At 57.9% G+C, this 18594-nt stretch carries 14 protein-coding genes and 1 tRNA gene; 9 read left to right on the top strand and 6 right to left on the bottom strand.

Going from position 1 to position 18594, the window contains the following annotated elements; genetic code table 11:
- The first annotated feature begins 58 nt into the window (after positions 1-58).
- The 6 genes from SH410x_RS06500 to SH410x_RS06475 all read left to right on the top strand — a co-directional run bounded on the left by SH410x_RS06500 (position 59) and on the right by SH410x_RS06475 (position 6725).
- Positions 59-796 (top strand): DUF2293 domain-containing protein, encoded by a 738-nt coding sequence (locus SH410x_RS06500; RefSeq protein ID WP_473675693.1) that lies wholly within the window; start codon positions 59-61, stop codon positions 794-796.
- Positions 797-1440: 644 nt separating this feature from the next.
- Positions 1441-2568, top strand: a complete 1128-nt coding sequence (locus SH410x_RS06495) for a DUF1559 family PulG-like putative transporter (protein ID WP_473675692.1) — start codon at positions 1441-1443, stop codon at positions 2566-2568.
- A gap of 56 nt (positions 2569-2624) precedes the next feature.
- Positions 2625-3035 (top strand): hypothetical protein, encoded by a 411-nt coding sequence (locus SH410x_RS06490; protein WP_473675691.1) that lies wholly within the window; start codon positions 2625-2627, stop codon positions 3033-3035.
- A 14-nt stretch (positions 3036-3049) separates the two neighbouring features.
- Positions 3050-4381 carry a multiheme c-type cytochrome gene (locus SH410x_RS06485; RefSeq protein WP_473675690.1) on the top strand — a complete coding sequence of 444 codons (1332 nt, stop codon included), beginning with the start codon at positions 3050-3052 and terminating at the stop codon, positions 4379-4381.
- Positions 4381-5538: a hypothetical protein gene (locus SH410x_RS06480; protein ID WP_473675689.1), complete on the top strand. Its 1158-nt coding sequence runs from the start codon at positions 4381-4383 to the stop codon at positions 5536-5538. The genes SH410x_RS06485 and SH410x_RS06480 overlap by 1 nt, the downstream gene beginning before the upstream one ends.
- Positions 5539-5549: 11 nt before the next feature.
- Positions 5550-6725, top strand: coding sequence for a tetratricopeptide repeat protein (locus SH410x_RS06475; RefSeq protein WP_473675688.1), 1176 nt, complete (start codon positions 5550-5552; stop codon positions 6723-6725).
- Between the two features lie 2149 nt (positions 6726-8874).
- Here the strand turns inward: SH410x_RS06475 and SH410x_RS06470 are convergent.
- A tRNA-Leu gene (locus SH410x_RS06470) sits at positions 8875-8951 on the bottom strand.
- 226 nt (positions 8952-9177) lie between these two features.
- Between SH410x_RS06470 and SH410x_RS06465 the strand changes: the two genes are divergently transcribed.
- The 3 genes from SH410x_RS06465 to SH410x_RS06455 all read left to right on the top strand — a co-directional run bounded on the left by SH410x_RS06465 (position 9178) and on the right by SH410x_RS06455 (position 12980).
- Entirely contained in the window at positions 9178-10305 is a 1128-nt protein-coding gene (locus tag SH410x_RS06465) for a DUF1559 family PulG-like putative transporter (protein WP_473675687.1), read from the top strand.
- Positions 10306-10440: 135 nt separating this feature from the next.
- The gene (locus SH410x_RS06460; protein WP_473675686.1) at positions 10441-11787 is read left to right on the top strand and encodes a DUF5690 family protein; all 1347 of its coding nucleotides are present in this window, start codon (positions 10441-10443) and stop codon (positions 11785-11787) included.
- The gene (locus SH410x_RS06455) at positions 11784-12980 is read left to right on the top strand and encodes a TIGR03364 family FAD-dependent oxidoreductase (protein WP_473675685.1); all 1197 of its coding nucleotides are present in this window, start codon (positions 11784-11786) and stop codon (positions 12978-12980) included. The genes SH410x_RS06460 and SH410x_RS06455 overlap by 4 nt, the downstream gene beginning before the upstream one ends.
- Positions 12981-13190: 210 nt before the next feature.
- Here SH410x_RS06455 and SH410x_RS06450 read toward each other — a convergent pair whose 3' ends face one another.
- Genes SH410x_RS06450 through hemB form a run of 5 tightly spaced genes read right to left on the bottom strand, consistent with a single transcriptional unit; the run spans position 13191 to position 18300 of the window.
- Positions 13191-14750 carry a protein kinase domain-containing protein gene (locus SH410x_RS06450; RefSeq protein ID WP_473675684.1) on the bottom strand — a complete coding sequence of 520 codons (1560 nt, stop codon included), beginning with the start codon at positions 14748-14750 and terminating at the stop codon, positions 13191-13193.
- Positions 14747-15604 carry an ATP-dependent sacrificial sulfur transferase LarE gene (gene larE, locus SH410x_RS06445; RefSeq protein WP_473675683.1) on the bottom strand — a complete coding sequence of 286 codons (858 nt, stop codon included), beginning with the start codon at positions 15602-15604 and terminating at the stop codon, positions 14747-14749. The genes SH410x_RS06450 and larE overlap by 4 nt, the downstream gene beginning before the upstream one ends.
- 31 nt (positions 15605-15635) lie before the next feature.
- The gene (locus SH410x_RS06440; protein ID WP_473675682.1) at positions 15636-16640 is read right to left on the bottom strand and encodes a Gfo/Idh/MocA family protein; all 1005 of its coding nucleotides are present in this window, start codon (positions 16638-16640) and stop codon (positions 15636-15638) included.
- Positions 16640-17341: a class I SAM-dependent methyltransferase gene (locus SH410x_RS06435; protein WP_473675680.1), complete on the bottom strand. Its 702-nt coding sequence runs from the start codon at positions 17339-17341 to the stop codon at positions 16640-16642. Before SH410x_RS06435 ends, SH410x_RS06440 begins: the two co-directional genes overlap by 1 nt.
- The gene (hemB, locus tag SH410x_RS06430; RefSeq protein ID WP_473677256.1) at positions 17338-18300 is read right to left on the bottom strand and encodes a porphobilinogen synthase; all 963 of its coding nucleotides are present in this window, start codon (positions 18298-18300) and stop codon (positions 17338-17340) included. The genes SH410x_RS06435 and hemB overlap by 4 nt, the downstream gene beginning before the upstream one ends.
- Positions 18301-18594: the final 294 nt, after the last annotated feature.

Raw genomic sequence — 18594 nt, 5'->3', positions numbered from 1 at the left:
GCATCACACATTGGCCCGCCCAATCGCCTCTCCTGAACCTTTTTCGCCGCTCGCCCCCATGCCCAAAACGAAACCGAAAACGCAGTCGCGTCACCCTGATCCTGACCCCCGCGAGCCGCTCGAGAAACAGTCGTTGACGGTCGGTCCCGGTTCCGTCACCCGCACGGTGGTCTTGCCCGCCGGCGAAGTGGTGGTCGTACCGGACACTTGGGAGCTGTTGCTGCCCGGAGACGCAGGGGTCACGCGCAGAGTGAAAGCGGCGGGGCCAACTTGGACGGTCAAAGAACGCCGTGGCCGGCGAGAATTTTCGCAGGGTTTGTGGGCCGATGCCGCTCAAATCGCAACCGCTCAGAAGTCCATGGAAGCGACCCGCAGCACGCCGCAATACGCCAAATCCAAAGCCGCCGCCAAGACCCGACGTGATGAGAAACAGGGGGAATACGTCGAGGATTTCCAAGCCGCCGTGACTGAATTTCTAGCGTTCGACAAGTCCTATGGCAGCGTCGCCGAGCGATTGGCCACCGCCGTCACCCAGCATGCCACCCCCGTCGGCAGCGGCACGGTGGCGCGGACGCAGCGAATCCCCATCGAGCAGCGTGCTGAATCCGCCGTCATCGCCTGGATGCGGCACCAAACCACCGCCTACGACAACATGGCGATCGCCCGCGTCAAGGGCCAACGACGCGAAGTCCGTCGGCAGCTCGCTGCCGAATCACGCCGTCTGCTCAAAAAATACCGCAGCGGTGACCCCGATGCGATGAAAAACTGTCCCCTGGCCAAAGCACTGCGGGGCTAGCCGGACTGCTCAATCGTTGGATTGACGCTCCGTTTGGCCCTCGCCGCGGCTGCGTTCTCCGTTTGCCCCCGCCCTTGGCAGCGGGCGGGGCAAAAGCCCCCGGAGCCTCTCATCCAAAAAGTTGCTCAAACTCATGAGAAACGGCTGCCCCCCCAACCCTAGGCGGGCTCTGCAGCACGCCGTTGGTGCAGCGGACACCAACCGCGCAAGCGGTTCAAACGCCCTCGCCATTTCTGACAGGCCCTCGATCGCAGCCTGACGCCCCGCGGCCCCGCTAGGGCGCAAAAGCACCCATTGCGACACCCCCGTGGCATGGGCTCGCTTCCGAGAGCCACTGGCATGGCGAATCCACCAGGCTGACGGCCATGGTTCCTAGGCGATCGTTACGTGATCGCTACGCGGCCCTCGCCAGCTCCACCCTCGCTCGAGGCACCGGAAAGCATAGATTTCTGAGCGGATTTTTTGCATGAGCGGGGCCACCGATCCCATAGAGCATTCCGATGGAGCAGCAAACACGCCTTCACTTGGCAGCCCGGCGTCTTCACGAGTTCTTCATCATTCCCAAACAGAAACGCAATATGAAGCTGTTTTAATTCCGCCCGACACAGATCAATCAAATCAAAACTCGACTTAGGAATTCACAAATGCAGCGTACACAACATGGATCACAGGCGATGCGACATCGCCTCCGGCCTGGATTTACACTCGTTGAATTGTTGGTGGTGATTGCCATCATTGGCGTACTCGTGGGACTCCTGCTGCCAGCCGTCCAAGCAGCTCGCGAAGCTGCCCGGCGGATGCAGTGCCAAAACAACATGAAGCAGATGGGGTTGGCCATGCATAATCACATGTCGGCCTTCAATGCTTTTCCACCAGGGAGCGTGAACTACGACGAGTCAGGCAATCGGTTTAAAACCGGTGGCTGGCAGCACGGTCAAAACGAAATGGGTTGGCACTGGCTCGTGATGCTGTTTCCGTACATGGAGCAGCCCGCGATGTGGCAACTCGTTCAGCAATGCGAAGACACACGCGCAAACGAACACACCTCGAATCCCTGCGACCACTGCGAATCTATCGACATCATTGGAAACTTGGGACGTGAGCAGCTCCCCTCGTTTGACCAATGTCCATCGGCACCCTCGGTGCGAACTCAATTTTCCGATGGCAGTTACGGACTCGAAGCACTCGCCAAAGGCAATAACTACGCCGCGTGCTGGGGTTCAGGAGACATGCTGTCGTGGGAGCAGCCTGAGACTCGCGGTGCGTTTGGCACTCACTACGTCAATCAGGAAGCGATTATCACGACCGCGAACGGCACGACTTCCGCAGGCGATCGATTCCAGAATGGCAAGGGCATGCAGAGCCGAGACTTCACCGATGGCCTGAGCAATACGATGGCGATGAGCGAGATTCTCGCTGCGGACTCCAAGACTGACATTCGTGGAGTATGGATGTCGCCAGCAATGGGGGCCACCATTTTCTCTGCCTTCCTCAACCCCAACGACAACCAAAAAGACACGCTGGCCGCATGCGGTGACGAAATAAACGACCCGTCGACGACCACGACCACGAACAGCGCCGACCGCCTGGAATGTCTCGAGCAACGCGATACGGCGGTGATCTACGCGGCCGCTCGCAGCCACCACACCGGAGGCGTGAATGTCTTGATGGCCGATGGCAGCGTTCGATTTGTGAGCGATTCGGTCGACAACCTGAACATTTGGCGGCCGATGAGTACAGCGCAAAACAATGAAGTGATCGAAGCGTTGTAAGCCGACTCGATCGAGCCTATTGCAAAACAAACTCCTAACTAAACAAGAAACACGAAATGAAAAAGAACAATTTACTGGGTCTCGCGCTAGCGATGCACCTCTGTGTTGCCGTGGGATGTGGCTCCTCCGGGGTCGTTCAGCCGACCGACGAACAGAACGTCTTCGCCAGTGTTGAGGGATTGGGCGATCTCGCGGGCGATGACCAAATGTTTGCCAGCGCGTTCGTTGCCGGTGCCGTTCCAGAAGGTCGCAAGGAATACAGCACGCGTGGATACCAAGTGAATGGTGAAGCGACCTATGACGGTGACCTGGTGACCGTGCCCGTCAAAATCTTCGGTGGAGTTCACGCGACCTCGTCCAGCGAGTCCCGCCGCAGCGCAACCTCAACGGTTGGCGAAACGGAGCAAACCTGGACACTGCAACGTGTCGATGGCCAATGGAAGCTGAAAGATGCGCCGCTGGGCTGACCCGCGACATCACGATGCGTAAACCAAAAGCAATCAAGGACGAATCGATTCCAGTCGATCGCATGGGCAGCACGCACTTTGCGTGGCGAAAGCTCCTGCGTGGCGATCTGCTGGCGCTGGTCGTGGTTGCTATTGGAACGGCTTGGCTGGTTGTCGGCTGGGCGGCGGGACAGTGGCTTCCCGCCACAGACCCGAGAGGATCGCGGTCGCAACCAATCGACCTGAGCCCCGATGTTATCTCCCAGCAGGTATTGGAGAGTCTACCGCACCATGTCCAGCAGCAGGTACGCGGCTGGAACAGCCTGATCGCGACGAACTTTGCGGGCGACCAAGCATGTGCGGAGTGCCATCAAAAGGAATATGAAGCACATCGCCGCTCGGGGCACTCGCACACCGCGATGTTGATGAGCCAATCCTCCCTCGCTGACGAACTGTCTCAACGGGGCAGCTATCCCGACCCGCGTCGTGACCAGGTCTTTGAGTTCGGCCACGTCAATGGTCAGTTTGTCGTCCGCGACTTAACTCGCAATGGGTTGTCCGTTCCCGTAACCTGGTTGCTTGGCTCGGGCAGTCATGCCCAAACCCCAATCGCCGTCGATGAGGCCACGCAGCGTGGAGTCGAGCTCCGGTGGTCCTATTTCCCCGAAGGCGATCGGGTTGGGGTAACCCCCGACCACGAACGCTTTGACGACTTCGCCAAGGGCACACTTGAATGCTTCGGTCGTCCGATGCAAGACGCCGATATTCGCGCATGCTTGGGCTGCCACAGCACGTCGATACCGCCGCCGAATCTGCCGATTCTCAATTCGCTGATCGTCGAGAATGTCGGTTGCGAACGCTGTCACGGCCCCCGGAAAAAACATGTCGAGCTCGCGCACCAAGGTCGCGCCGAAGAGGCCAAGCCGATGTTGCGTTATGAGACGGCGGCGGACTACCTGTCCGCCTGTGCCAGCTGCCATCGAGACGCCTCGTCGATCACCCCCGACATGCAGCCGCATGAGCTGGCTCGCTTTCAACCTTTCGGAATCCAACGCAGTCGCTGCTACCTGGAAACGCCAGGCAATTTGACGTGCTCGACCTGCCATGATCCTCACGACACCGTCTCGCACGATCGCACACGATCGATCGGTCAATGCCAAGCGTGTCATCAAGAGGGCTCGTTGAGCACGCCCGCTCATCAACCCGACGGCGATTGCATTGAATGCCATATGCCGCTCGTGCCATGGAGTGCGGGGATCTCGTTTCATGACCACTGGATCCGGATTCCAAAGGGCAGCGAGAGTATCGATCGCAGCCCCCCGCCCACCCCACACGATTCGGATGCGGATCCAAAGAGGATCGAATGATGACGACCTTGACTCGCCCACAGCCGAATCCCCATTCCACATCACGCTCCACGGCGCCCGTCGCCCGTGCCGGCAAAGGCGTGAGCGACTCTGCGGCGCGCTCGTCGCAGTCTGAAGTGGAATCGAAGTCCACGCCTGGCCCACAGCCGAGGGGTGGTTTTCTTTTCTCTCCTGCGATTGATCTGTTCTTCGTTGCCAATGCATTCTGGCCGCTACTTCTGCTGGTGGATTGCTTCGGTGGCGTGACGACGCATCAAAGCCTGCTGTTTTGGCAGATCTACTTCGTGACCGCTCCCCATCGCTGGATCACATTAGTTTTGGTCAGCGTGGACCACCACAAGGGGCGAGATCGCCGACGACAATTCCTCGCATTCGGCACCGCCATTTTGATTGCCTGCCTCTGCTTAAAAATGGGTACGGGGTCGCTGCTGTGTTTGGGGGTCATCGACTACATATGGAACGCCTGGCATTTTGCGTCCCAGCACCATGGCGTGTTTCGAATCTATCAGCGTCGGTCACACCCCACTGGCTCAGCACCATCCCAACCGCCCAACCGATGGGCACTCTCCTTTGAGAAAGTACTCTTCCGTGGCTTCATGCTATACGTGATCGCTCGTGTGGCGGGGTGGGGATGGACGGAGGGGCCGTTCGACGGATTCCAGTGGGTTTCCGCCGTCGACTGGTTTGTATTAACGATCCCCGTCGCCCTCGTTCTCCGGCAGTTCACACGGTGCGTTTTCAATCGCGATGCCTCGGTAGCTAGCCTTGCGTATCTAGCGAGCGTGATGATCCTATTTGCATCGCTGTTGGTCGCATCGCATTACGAAAATTCTCAATATGTCATTGCGTTAGCACTCGCTTCAGCGGTGTTCCACTCTTTGGAATACATGTCAATCGTGACCTGGTCGATGAGCGGAACTCGCGACCATGGGAAATCGAATCCGTTGATTCGATTATCTCAAATGTGGCTTTTGTTCTTGATCATGTTTGTGGTGATCATCGGCCTGGGCAACTACGCCCTTTCCCGCGGGTATTTTGAACAGTGGGTATTCATCAATATTGTCGTCGCGTTCTGGCACTATTGTTTTGATGGCATGATCTGGAAATCACGAAAGTCGTCGGCGAAGACAGCACCACCCACACCGGCCGCAATATGAATGAACCCCATATGAATACTCGCTACACATGGGTCGTGTTTCTTGTCGCGGTGGCCGCAGCGGTCACGCTGGTGAGTCGATTGCTCGCCTCCGCTGATGGAGTCGTCGCGTTGTTCGGTCGCTGGGATGTCGTCGCCTGCAGTTTGCTAGCAGCACTGCCCCTCGCTCTGCTGGCGATTGGCCAGGTGAGCCTTGCGAGCGGCGTCGCGAGGGCGTTTATGGTTTGTGGATTGCTCGCTGCCGCAGCAGTGTTCGTCGCCATCGCACAATCACCCTACATACATGGGGGCCTCGGATTCGTGTCACTGACGTTTTTCCGCGGGCTAGCGGCCACCACCATCATGCTGGCTGTAACACTGGCTTCCGCTACCTTCCTGACTGAACTTAGGCTACCCGCATTCTTGACAAAATCGTGGTCAACATGGGCGATGCTCACCGCGTTTGCGTTGCTGGTCCCGACCGCTTACGTGGACGCGGTCGCCGACGGCGTCCGCATTGATCTGGAAAACAGCTTGGACTCACGGCGTTTCGCCCTGGCAGAGCAACAGGCTCGCACGATGGCAGAACTACAACCACGCGGCATCATCAATGGGCAGGCAGTAGCGACACTCATACCGGACCTCCATCGGACCGTCTCACAAATGGAGGCTGAGGTTCAACGGCCCCTTGCGCCGCGACCACCCATCGCAGCGATCGGACGCAGGATCACATTGCTGATGCACCTCGATCGGATCGATGACGCCCTGCAGTTACTCAATCCGTTGCAGAGGAATCCGCAATTCCAGCCGACCTGCTTGGACTACCAAGGTCTCTGCTGGCAGCGCAAGGAGCAGTTCCCCAAAAGCTTGACTGCCTATCAGAGTGCGGTCGCGTATTGGAACTCACAGCCGGAAAGTGATCGCAAGCAGCTCAGCTTGGCGAGCGCCTGGAAGGGGATTGGATTCGCTGCCAGACGCCTGGGTGAGCGAACGATGGAGGAGCATGCGTACCGACAACTCGTAGATCTGTCGCCGACGGCGGAAAGCCACTTTTTGCTGGCACAATGCTACAGCGAACACCAGAAGACAAAGCTGGCCGCGCAGCACTCGGCACTCGCCGTTGAGTTGGACCCCAACCTGCAAGTCCAATCCGCATCGATGCTGACATCGATGTCGAGAGACCACTTCGGCTGCCTGCAAATTCCATGATGCCGCTGCAAATCACAATCGTGGGGACGCGTGGATGGATTTTGAATCCGGTGCGGGTGCGTTGCGGAAGAGTTGCGGGAAAAGGCGTTACGGTAGGATCGTTTTGCGTCCTGTAACGCGCAACGAAACAGACCGCTGGCGAAGGTTACCCATCCTTTGTCCGGGGTGGTCGGCTAGTTTTCCTTGTCTCCTCACCCGAAGAACGACTCCCGTCGCGCCCGGAACGGTCCTATCACATCCAGTGCAAAACGATTCATGGTGGGTCCGGATAGTGTTTCAACACGTCGATCGATGAAACTTCGTAGTCAATCTCCAAGTCATCGACACCACCGCCGATCGAGAGGGTTCGGTCAAAGCACGTAGGGCCGGTTCTACCGGCCGTCCCCTGGGGCATCCCACCGAAGAACAGGCCGGAAAATGGGACGTGGGCAATATTTCGAGTTCGTAGTCATTCTCAAAGTTATCGACAGCGACGGAGAGCGAGCGTGTTCCGCCAAAGCACGTAGGGCCGGTTCTACCGGCCATCCCCTGGGACATCCCACCGAAGAACAGGCCGGAAAATGGGACGTGGGTAATATTTCGAGTTCGTAGTCATTCTCAAAGTTATCGACAGCGACGGAGAGCGAGCGTGTTCCGCCAAAGCACGTAGGGCCGGTTCTACCGGCCGTCCCCTGGGACATCCCACCGAAGAACAGGCCGGAAAATGGGACGTGGGCAATATTTCGAGTTCGTAGTCATTCTCAAAGTTATCGACAGCGACGGAGAGCGAGCGTGCTCCGCCAAAGCACGTAGGGCCGGTTCTACCGGCCGTCCCCTGGGGCATCCCACCGAAGAACAATCTTGCACCTCGGCGCCATCGTCCGACCGAGGAGTTGGAGAACCGACGCATATGGCCGGTGGAACCGGCCCTACGCGGCGGCATCCCGACGAAGAACAATCTTGCACCTCGGCGCCATCGTCCGACCGAGGAGTTGGAGAACCGACGCATGTGGCCGGTGGAACCGGCCCTACGCTGGGGCAACCCGACGAAGAACAATCTTGCACCTCGGCGCCATCGTCCGACCGAGGAGTCGGAGAACCGACGCATATGGCCGGTGGAACCGGCCCTACGCGGCGGCATCCCGACGAAGAACAATCTTGCACCTCGGCGCCAGCGTCCGACCGAGGAGTCGGAGAACCGACGCATGTGGCCGGTGGAACCGGCCCTACGCTGGGGCAACCCGACGAAGAACAATCTTGCACCCCGGTGCCATCGTCCGACCGAGGAGTTGGAGAACCGACGCATATGGCCGGTGGAACCGGCCCTACGCTGGGGCAACCCGACGAAGAACAATCTTGCACCTCGGTGCCAGCGTCCGACCGAGGAGTCGGAGAACCGACGCATATGGCCGGTGGAACCGGCCCTACGCTGGGGCAACCCGACGAAGAACAATCTTGCACCTCGGCGCCAGCGTCCGACCGAGGAGTCGGAGAACCGACGCATATGGCCGGTGAAACCGGCCCTACGCTGCGGCATCCCACCGAAGAACAATCTTGCACCTCGGTGCCATCGTCCGACCGAGGAGTCGGAGAACCGACGCATGTGGCCGGTGGAACCGGCCCTACGCTGCGGCAACCCGACGAAGAACAATCTTGCACCTCGGCGCCAGCGTCCGACCGAGGAGTCGGAGAACCGACGCATGTGGCCGGTGGAACCGGCCCTACGCTGGGGCAACCCGACGAAGAACAATCTTGCACCTCGGTGCCATCGTCCGACCGAGGAGTCGGAGAACCGACGCATATGGCCGGTGGAACCGGCCCTACGCTGCGGGCATCCCACCGAAGAACAATCTTGCACCTCGGCGCCAGCGTCCGACCGAGGAGTTGGAGAACCGACGCATATGGCCGGTGGAACCGGCCCTACGCTGCGGCATCCCACCGAAGAACAATCTTGCACCTCGGCGCCAGCGTCCGACCGAGGAGTCGGAGAACCGACGCATGTGGCCGGTGGAACCGGCCCTACGCTGGGGCAACCCGACGAAGAACAATCTTGCACCTCGGCGCCATCGTCCGACCGAGGAGTTGGAGAACCGACGCATATGGCCGGTGGAACCGGCCCTACTAGCTCAGGACTCCGATTCATCGCCCCAAGTCCTTTGCTCACAATGAGTACCGTAGGAGGGACTCGAACCCTCACTGGATTGCTCCAACTGGATTTTGAATCCAGTGAGTCTCTGCTCTTACGCTTTCGACTTCACTTGCGAATGCTCCCTTTTGGCCAGCTGATTTTTCGGGGCGAAGCATCGCATTCCACCCCCTAGGGACACCTGACGGTGCCCATCAGCGCATTCGCTTGCCAGGCATTTGTCTTCAAGAGTTCTTCATGAATTCCACACTTAAACGCAACATGCACCTGTTTTAATTCCGGCCGACATAAATCAATTGTTTTTGAACTCGACCAAGGAATTATCGAATGCATCGTCGTCAAAACGAAGCTCATGGAGCGCTGACGCGTAGGCAGCGTGGATTCACGCTTGTTGAATTGTTGGTAGTCATCGCCATTATTGGCGTCCTCGTGGGCCTACTGCTTCCAGCAGTCCAGGCGGCTCGCGAAGCCGCACGCCGGATGCAGTGCCAAAACAACATGAAACAGCTGGGGTTGGGCATGCACAATCATATGTCTGCCTTCAACGCGTTCCCACCAGGAAACGTCAACTATGACGAGTCGGGTAATCGATTCAAAACGGGTGGGTGGCAGCACGGACAAAACGAAATGGGCTGGCACTGGCTCGTGATGCTCTTTCCGTACATGGAACAACCCGCGATGTGGCAACGCGTGAAGATCTGCGAGGACTCCCGAGCCACCAGTCATGTATCGAATCCATGTGATGACTGCGAATACCATGAGTTCACCGGGCACCTGGGACGCGAACAACTGGCGTCTTTTGACAAATGCCCTTCCGCGCCCTCTGTACGAACTCAGTTTTCCGATGGCAGCTATGGACTCGAAGCACTGGCCAAAGGCAATAACTATGCCGCGTGCTGGGGTTCAGGTGACATGCTGTCGTGGGAACAGCCCGAGACTCGCGGCGCGTTCGGAACTCTCTACCTCCACCAAGACGCGGTGATCACGACAGCGGACGGCTCGACTTCCGCGGGCGATCGCTTCCAGAATAGTAAAGGCATGCAAAGCCGAGACTTCACCGACGGCTTAAGCAACACGATCGCCATGAGTGAGATTCTCGCGGCGGAATCCAAAACTGACATTCGTGGAGTCTGGATGTCGCCAGCGATGGGGGCCACGATCTTTTCCGCATTTCGAAATCCTAACTCAAACGAAAAAGATGTTCTGGCAGCATGCGGTGACGAGATGAATGATCCGTCAACAACGACGACCACCGGTGCCAATGACCGTCTGGAGTGTTTAGAGGTGCGTGATACCTCGGCCGTGTACGCGGCCGCCCGCAGCCACCACACCGGCGGGGTGAACGTGTTGATGGCCGATGGTAGCGTTCGATTTGTTACCGATTCGGTTGACAACCTGAAAATCTGGCAACCGATGAGTACGGCTCAAAACAACGAAGTCATCATCGAACAGTAAGCGAAGCTTACGCAGATGTTCTTGCGACAGCGTGTTCCGGTCGAATCCACTGTCGCAACCTCCGCGGCACGAGTGATCTCAGACATCACTCGTGCCTGAGTGGTTGCTGCCAATCTACCTGCCATAAGGGCGCCAATGGCCACGGTCAATGAAGTAGCCGTTTTCGACGACTCCCATGCGGCACCTGGACGCGGCATAACACACTGGCTGTCGACAGCTCACCCCACTGTATTCTCCCTCTATTGCATTGCCGCTGCTTTTGGAACGTACTTCTGCATGTACGCGTTCCGGAAGCCATTTACGGCGGCGACGTATGATGGTGTGATGTTCTATGGGATCGGATTCAAAACCATCCTGATTTCTTCACAGGTTGCCGGATACACGCTGTCCAAGTTCATTGGCATCAAAGTTGTCTCGGAGATGCCCGCCGGTTATCGTGCAACCGCTCTCTTGGTATTGATTGGCATCGCCGAGATCGCGTTGGTGCTGTTTGCGATCACGCCCGCGCCATGGAACTTTGTGTGGCTGTTCGTCAATGGTTTACCCTTGGGCATGGTGTTTGGGTTGGTGCTCGGATTCTTAGAGGGCCGAGCTGTGACGGAAGCTCTCTCTGCCGGTTTGTGCGCGAGTTTCATCGTGTCATCCGGGTTTGTCAAATCGGTTGGCAGGAGCCTGATTTCCACGCACGGTGTCGACACCTATTGGATGCCATGTCTGACTGGATTGATTTTCATCATCCCTCTACTGTTTTTCGTTTGGATGTTGTCTCAGATCCCGCCGCCCTCTGCCGCGGATGAGTCCCTTCGCTGCAAGCGAGCGCCGATGAACCATCAGCAGCGGCGTGATTTCTGGCGCCGGCATGCCTGGGGCCTCACTGGGCTGCTGTCCATCTATGTCTTGTTGACTCTGGTGCGGAGTTTGCGAGATGATTTCGCAGTGGAGATCTGGTCTGAATTGGGCGTCCGAGACAATCCAGCGGTATTTGCTCGATCGGAGTTTTGGGTGATGGTCGGCGTCATCGCTGTCGCGGGACTAACCAGTTTGGTACGCAACAACCGAACCGCGTTCCTACTATCCATTGGAGTGCTCGCTGCCGGATTTGTGGTGGTGATTGGCTCGGTCATTGGACAGGTATCCGGGCAGCTTTCTCCGATGGCGTTTATGGTTCTGCTGGGGCTGGGGTTGTATCTTCCCTACGTCGCGTTTCACACGACGGTGTTCGAAAGGATGATCGCAGTGTTTCGAGAAACCGGAACGCTCGGCTATCTGATGTACTTGGCCGATGCATTGGGTTATCTGAGCTACGTTGCCGTCATGATTTTCCGAAACACATTCACCGGCGAGAATCGTTTTCTGCCACTGTTGATTTGGGGAGCGTTAGCCGTCGCTGTGATGTCGTCTGCATTGACCCTATTTCTATTCTTCTACTTTTCGTCCAAAATCCCCAGTAAGAACCCGCTCGCACTTCCGGGGCCGAAATGAAACGCGCCAGTTCCAACGAAGACGATTCCGATCTACTCATCATCGGCGGCGGTGTTCTGGGGAGCTTCTACGCCTACCACGCCCTGCGACGCGGATTGAGTGTGACGCTCGTCGAACGCCATGGTAAACCCGCGGGGGCTACGGTCCGCAACTTTGGTCAAGTCGTGCCATCCGGGTTGGATCACGATTGGCAGCAATACGGTCGGGAGAGCCTGCGGATTTACCGAGAGATCCAGTCGCATTGCGACATTTCGATTCGTCAAAACGGCAGTCTCTACATTGCGTCGGATGAGGAGGAATGCACTCTGATTGAGGAATTGCGGCACCTCAATGCAGCGACAGGATATCAGTCGCAACTCTGGACGCCGCGAGAGTGCTGCGAGCGATACCCGCAATTGCGACGCGAGTACTGCCGAGGTGGATTATTTTTTCCCGAGGAAGTATCTGTGAACCCACGGCAAATGATCCACCGCCTGCATCGCCATCTAGGCACTTCGAGCGGCTTTCGCGCTGCCTTCCATACGCAGATTCGCAACCTGGAGTCGTGCGATAGCGGCCGCGTCGTCGCGGAGACCTCCACCGGGAAAAAGCTAACGGCTGCTCGCGTGATTTTATGTTGTGGCAGTGAATTTCAAACATTGTTCCCCGAACATTTCCGGCGAAGTGAGATGCAGATCTGCAAGCTCCAAATGCTGCGACTGCGGCCGCAACAGGGAGTCGCACTGCCGGGGAACATTTTGACCGGCCGATCCATTCGCCGTTACGAGAGTTTTTCGCAATGCCCTTCCTGGAACGAGATCAAGAACCACGAGATCAACGCAACCGAAACCGCGGACGATCCCTTTCGGCGATGGGGCATCCATATCCTGTTCAAGCAAGAGCTCGATGGCGGAATTATCCTGGGAGATTCACACGAATATGCTCCTGCGAGCCAACCCGACCGATTGGATTTTGAACTGCGTTCGGAAATCAATGACTGCATGATCGAAGAAGCTCGCCGCATCATGAATTTTCCCAAATGGGATATCGAGGCGTCGTGGTCTGGTGTGTACAGTCAGACCGCAGCCCCAACGGGAATCCATTGTGAGAATCCCTTAGCCAATGTGTTCATCACAACGGGAATTGGGGGCAAAGGGATGACCAGCAGCGCCGGCTTCACAAAGCACCACCTCGATAAGATTTACGCTCAATGAGTTCCACGCTTATGCCATGGCGGGAGCCAACGTCATTGAGTGCAACGTCGTTTAGGCAACCATGCGTGAAACGATCTCGATCTGGTCGAATTAAGAAGGAGCGAAAAAAGAGTGGCCGAACGCTCCGCGGTTGGAACCAAGACTGTGGAACGCTGGCCTACAAACTCAGGCCATCATTCTCGGATCGCTGCCTCGACTTCGCGTCGCGGCTCAATTCACGTCTTCGACCAGTCCCAGATTGAGTCGCTCGGGTTTGGGGACCAGGCGGCGAAACTGTTCAGCCGCAGCAGGACTGGCGACTTTCAAACTATCGCTGATCTCAGTCTTCAGATGAGAGGCCTCGCGTGGCTGGTTGGTGGCTATCGCAATGGCATGACGCTCGACCATGGCGAGTATCTGGTACAGGGGTTTCACCGTTGTGGACTGTTGCAATTCATCAAGCAATCGGGATGCCGTCTTAAAATCGCCCTGCTCGATTAACAGCCGTGTCAGCTGCAGTTTTGCTTTGTCGTGGTAATCGGACTGGGGAGATTCCGGTGGCGCGGGGAAGTTCAAGACAGCGTGCCAGGCAGGTAGATCGTTGCGAGTCAGGGCGGTCAGATACTGTTGCTCGATGGTATCGGCGACGGCCACGATGGGACCGCGGAGTTGGTTTGAGATGGATGCGGGGCGAGACGCTCGGGCGGCCATCCATCCGCCGATGCCGCCCAAGAAACCAGCCACGATGAGCATGGCAACGGCCAATCGCTGGCGTGATGCCCGGCGTGCCTGCGTCACGCGAGCGAGGTCGGTGACACGTTGCAGTTGGATTGTCGCTGAGTTGACAGCCGCATTGGAAGTGGTCGCCGCTGAGAGAACGGGCGTCCCCGCCGCTGCACCAACGGGCTCTGGAGCATCGGCGACAGCCAGCTCAACACTCGATGTTTGTTCTGGAGCGTGCGTTTGCACCATCTGCAGCAATTCGCTGGCGGATTGGACCCGTGCCTCGGGAGCTTTCTGCAAGCACCGCATGACCAGTGACACCAACCAAGCGGGTAAATCGGCCCTGCCGCGGACGTGATCGATTGGACGGGGCGTCTCATGCAGATGCTTGACTGCTAGCGCAAGAGCTTCCTCACCATCAAACGGCGCCGAACCGGTGATGAGGTGATACATCGTTACGCCGAGCGAATACAAATCGCTGCGTGCATCGACGGTCCCGCCTTGGATTTGTTCGGGACTCATGTATCGGGGTGTGCCCAAGGTCAAACCAGCACGCGTCAAATTCGCGGTACTGGAGTCGGCTTGCGTCAACATTCGCGCCAGACCGAAATCGGTAACTTTGATCATCTCGTTGGCACCGCGCATGATATTCTCGGGCTTGATATCACGATGCGTCACGCCGCCTTTATGAGCCACTTGGAGGGCGCTGCCGACACTGCGTAGCACCTTAACGGCTTTGTCAGCGGAGAACGGACCCTCTCGATCCAGGGCCTGTTTGAGATTGATGCCGTCGACGAGTTCTTGAGCAATGTAGTGCACCCCATCGACTTCGCCGAACTCGTAGATTTGCACGATCGAAGGGTGGTTCAATCTCGCGGCCGCTTGTGCCTCACGCCGAAATCTCTTGAGATGGTCATCATCACTCTGGGCAACCGAACGCAATACCTTGAGCGCCACATCGCGACCGAGCCCGAGTTGGCGGGCCGCATAGACATCGGCCATCCCACCGCTACCGAGACGGCGGAGCACTTGAAAATCGCCGATTCGACGTCCGACTAAATCGCTCATGACCGGATGCTTGACAGGGTAACGAGTGATTCATTCATGCTTCCGCTTCGCAGTCCGCGTAAATCCAATGTGACATTGCGAAATCCCATGGCGGTGAATGCTGCGGCGAGAGAATCGTTCTCTTGTAAATCGACAACAACCTTCATTTGATCGGGGAGGACTTCGATGCTGGCCAACTCCCCCGCGAGCAGTCGCACGCGTAGATCACCGATCCCTCGTTGACGCAGCCATGATTCAGCGGCATCAATGCGGACCAATCGCTCTGGGGTCACCTCCACGTTGTAAGCAATTCGGCTGGACAAGCAGGGTGAGGCGGGTAGGTCCGCATTGCTCAGCCCAAACCAAGCGGCGATCCCCCGCACGGTTTGTTTGTCGAATTGCAAATCAGCGAGCGGAGTGTGGACGCCCGCCTGCTGGCCCGCAATCAGCCCGGGTCGATGATCCCCCAGGTCGTCCGCGTTGGTGCCCGAGACAATCACGGCATCGCGTTGCAGGGCGATCGGCTGCAGGAATTCATACAGGGTTTGTTTGCAATAAAAACAACGATCCGCTCCGTTTCGCACGTACCCATCACGATTCATTTCATCGGTTGCCACAAATTCGTGCGAGATCCCGATCTCGCCTGCCACGCGGAGTGCCAATTCCGCCTGCCAGCTCGCCAAGGACGGGGAACGGGCGGTCACGGCAATGCAGGCGAACTCGCCACGCCGCGCCGCGTGCACTGCTGCGGCGGCCACCACACTGCTATCGACGCCCCCCGAAAACGCAATCACCACGTTGCCATACGAAGCGACCGAGTCAATCAACGCATGGGCGACGCTCTCGTATTTCGATGTGGAGCTGCTGTCGTTCATAGAGATTCAGTACACCTATCGCAGGCGATTCCTATTTTCGCATCTGCATTTCGCAGATTTTGATCGCATCGGCAGCCATTTGCGGATCGAGAACCGGTGGCAGTGGTGCGCCAGCGACAACCGATGCCGCCAAATCAATTTCGGTGACGAAGTTATCTATCGGATCGCCACCACCGAGCTCGGGTCGCTCGATCCGGCCGTCATTATGCAGGATCACCGGTGGGATCGAATCGGTAGTGCCATCGGAGTAGGCGGCAAACTCAAAACGCACCGTGGCCTGTTCAAATGAGACCTCATACCCGTGTGTGAAGGGGCGGGCTGGCGAATCAATCACGCCACCACCCACGCTGACCACGGCGTCGTCATACGCGAGCACTGTTTCGTAGCGTTTCGGCACACCATCGAGATCATGAGACGCCGTGTGTACCGACAAGGGCATGCCGAACAACAATCGAACTAAATGGACGTCATGAACTTGCAAATCGAGGAGTGGTCCGCCGACTCGTGTCAGGTCATAGAAATCGGGAATCCAATCCGGAGGCCCAATCGTTCGCTGAAAGCGACCGCTGATAACGCGTCCGAATCGACCGTCTGCCTTCATCCGAGCGAGCAGCGAGAACTCCGCCATCAGTGGCAAGATATGGCCCACCATCAGTTGCCCAGGAGACGCCATCGCCGTTAATCGCTCGGCATCAGCGGACGTTAGCGCGAGCGGCTTTTCACACAGTACCCGTTTGCCAGCGGCGAGAGATGCGGTGATCGCATCAACGTGGAGGTGCGGCGGCAAGCAGATATCAATGAGGTCGATCGAGTCATCGGCGAGCAATTCATCAAGATGCTCACAAACAATCATATCGGACACATCGAACTGCTCTCCCGGAGGCCCAAAGTTCCCTTGGATCCCCCGCCAATCGCCCGCTCGCTTCTTCGCACTGCGACTGGCAAAGCCCACCATCTCAGCCGTCTGGCTGCGACGATACGCCAACGTGTGGATCCAACCCATAAAACCGACACCAACAACTGCCGCACGTATCATCAAACTCTCCTGCTCAGGCACATAATTCGAATGGGATGTTCTGGGTCATCTTCGAGTGTGATCAGCTCCTCGCGATAATCCCACATCGCACCCTCACTGCGGAGCCACTCGCGGAACTCGTTGCCGATGACACGCTGGGGGTCACTCAACAAAAGCTGACCATCGTCGCTCAAGTGTTCGTCGGCCGTGACGAGGAGGGCGGGCCATAACTCGCGAAGGTAGGTAACGTCGCTGCCCAGGATGAACGGAAACTTCTGGGTAACGCCGTCTTTGCTCTTACTGGCGAGAATTTTATCTTCTCCTAATCGCAGCACCCGCACATCGGCCTTGAGCCCCAATCGGGATAGACTCAATCGCACCAGGTGCAGCGGATCGTCCACGCCGTCGGTCATCGTTACCTGGGCACCACGCAGGATCGCGGCAATGCCAGCGTGCCCCGTACCACAACCCACTTCCAGGACTCGCCGGTCGTTGATGTCGACCCGGTCGAGGAAGCGATCCAGGCCCGAGGCGGCCCGCCATGTCGTGGCCCAAAACGGATCGATCACGCCCTGCTCGCCTTCGTCTTGGCGACGGCAGGCGTCGAGTAACATGCCATCGGGATCCGAGGCCGCCGCCAGCGGTCGCATGCGACCGGCAATCAACGTGTCTTCCCAGTGCCACGGGAACCCCAGTGGCGTGTTCGTTGTCTCAGTGGTCATTGCAAGTGCTCCGCAGCGGCTTCGGCAAAGTACGTCAAAATTCCGTCAGCACCAGCGCGTTTGAAGGCGAGGAGGCTCTCCATCATCACAGCGTCGAGGTCCAGCCAACCGGCATCCCCCGCCGCGCGTAGCATCGCGTATTCGCCGCTAACCTGATAGGCGAACGTCGGCACACCAAATGTCTGTTTGACCCGCGCGACGATGTCCAAATAAGGCATCCCGGGTTTCACCATCACACTGTCAGCCCCCTCGGCCAGATCCAGAGCGACCTCGTGAATGGCTTCATCGGATTGCGACGGCGATTGCTGGTACGTCTTCTTGTCGGCCGCTCCGAGACTCGCCGACGAACCGACAGCGTCGCGGAATGGACCATAAAACGCACTCGCGTATTTGGCCGCGTACGACATGATCTGCACGTCGGCATGTCCGGCTGCATCGAGGGCTTGGCGAATACTACCGATCCGCCCATCCATCATGTCGCTCGGCGCGATCACGTCACACCCCGCCGTGGCTTGCACGACACTTTGGCGACATAGGACCTCCACGGTTTCATCGTTAATCACCCGCCCGTCGCGGACCAAGCCATCTTGGCCGTGACTGCTATAGGGGTCCAACGCCACATCGAGGATCACGCCCAAGGCATCACCGACGGCAGCTTTGATTTCCCGCGTGACACGACAGACCAGATTGCCCGCGTTGAACGCCTCCCGAGCATCTTCCGTTTTCAGGCTTGGGTCGGTGGCAGGAAACAATGCGATCGCGGGAATCCCCAAATCAACCGCTCGCCGGGCAGCCTCGACGGCTTCGGAGATCCCGAGCCGGGAGACGCCCGGGAGACTCGCGACGGGCTGCGTTCCCGAACCATCGAAAACAAATAGGGGCCAGATCAAATCGCTCACACTGAGCGAATTCTCGCTCGTTAAACGGCGAGCCCAATCGTGAGCCCGTACCCGCCGCAGGCGAGTGGCGGGAAACGGTGCGCGAGGTGGGTATGTCACAAGGAGAGGGGGAGAGGGGGAGCTGACAAGAAGGGGGGGGAGTGCTGATCGCAATTCGCCCGCCCATGGATGGGTCAGGCGAACGATTCATTGAAAAGCGAAAAAGGAGAATCTCAAAATGCAAAACAACCATTGGCTGTCAGACCCTTTGCATTTTAGGGGCATCCCTTTCGCTTTTTCATCTTCGATTCGTCGGGCTGAACGTTTGTAACCGAGCGGCAGACGCCCAGCGTGCCCAGTTATCTACCAAGCCGT

The sequence above is a fragment of the Rhodopirellula sp. SH410 genome, assembly GCF_055811895.1.
This window is presented reverse-complemented; position numbering and strand designations above follow the sequence as displayed.

What these genes read in the sequence shown, in the direction of transcription:
- SH410x_RS06500 (WP_473675693.1), top strand. Translation starts at nt 59, where the DNA reads ATGCCCAAAACGAAACCGAAAACGCAGTCGCGTCACCCTGATCCTGAC.
- SH410x_RS06495 (WP_473675692.1), top strand. Translation starts at nt 1,441, where the DNA reads ATGCAGCGTACACAACATGGATCACAGGCGATGCGACATCGCCTCCGG.
- SH410x_RS06490 (WP_473675691.1), top strand. Translation starts at nt 2,625, where the DNA reads ATGAAAAAGAACAATTTACTGGGTCTCGCGCTAGCGATGCACCTCTGT.
- SH410x_RS06485 (WP_473675690.1), top strand. Translation starts at nt 3,050, where the DNA reads ATGCGTAAACCAAAAGCAATCAAGGACGAATCGATTCCAGTCGATCGC.
- SH410x_RS06480 (WP_473675689.1), top strand. Translation starts at nt 4,381, where the DNA reads ATGACGACCTTGACTCGCCCACAGCCGAATCCCCATTCCACATCACGC.
- SH410x_RS06475 (WP_473675688.1), top strand. Translation starts at nt 5,550, where the DNA reads ATGAATACTCGCTACACATGGGTCGTGTTTCTTGTCGCGGTGGCCGCA.
- SH410x_RS06465 (WP_473675687.1), top strand. Translation starts at nt 9,178, where the DNA reads ATGCATCGTCGTCAAAACGAAGCTCATGGAGCGCTGACGCGTAGGCAG.
- SH410x_RS06460 (WP_473675686.1), top strand. Translation starts at nt 10,441, where the DNA reads ATGGCCACGGTCAATGAAGTAGCCGTTTTCGACGACTCCCATGCGGCA.
- SH410x_RS06455 (WP_473675685.1), top strand. Translation starts at nt 11,784, where the DNA reads ATGAAACGCGCCAGTTCCAACGAAGACGATTCCGATCTACTCATCATC.
- SH410x_RS06450 (WP_473675684.1), bottom strand. Translation starts at nt 14,750, where the DNA reads ATGAGCGATTTAGTCGGACGTCGAATCGGCGATTTTCAAGTGCTCCGC.
- larE (WP_473675683.1), bottom strand. Translation starts at nt 15,604, where the DNA reads ATGAACGACAGCAGCTCCACATCGAAATACGAGAGCGTCGCCCATGCG.
- SH410x_RS06440 (WP_473675682.1), bottom strand. Translation starts at nt 16,640, where the DNA reads ATGATACGTGCGGCAGTTGTTGGTGTCGGTTTTATGGGTTGGATCCAC.
- SH410x_RS06435 (WP_473675680.1), bottom strand. Translation starts at nt 17,341, where the DNA reads ATGACCACTGAGACAACGAACACGCCACTGGGGTTCCCGTGGCACTGG.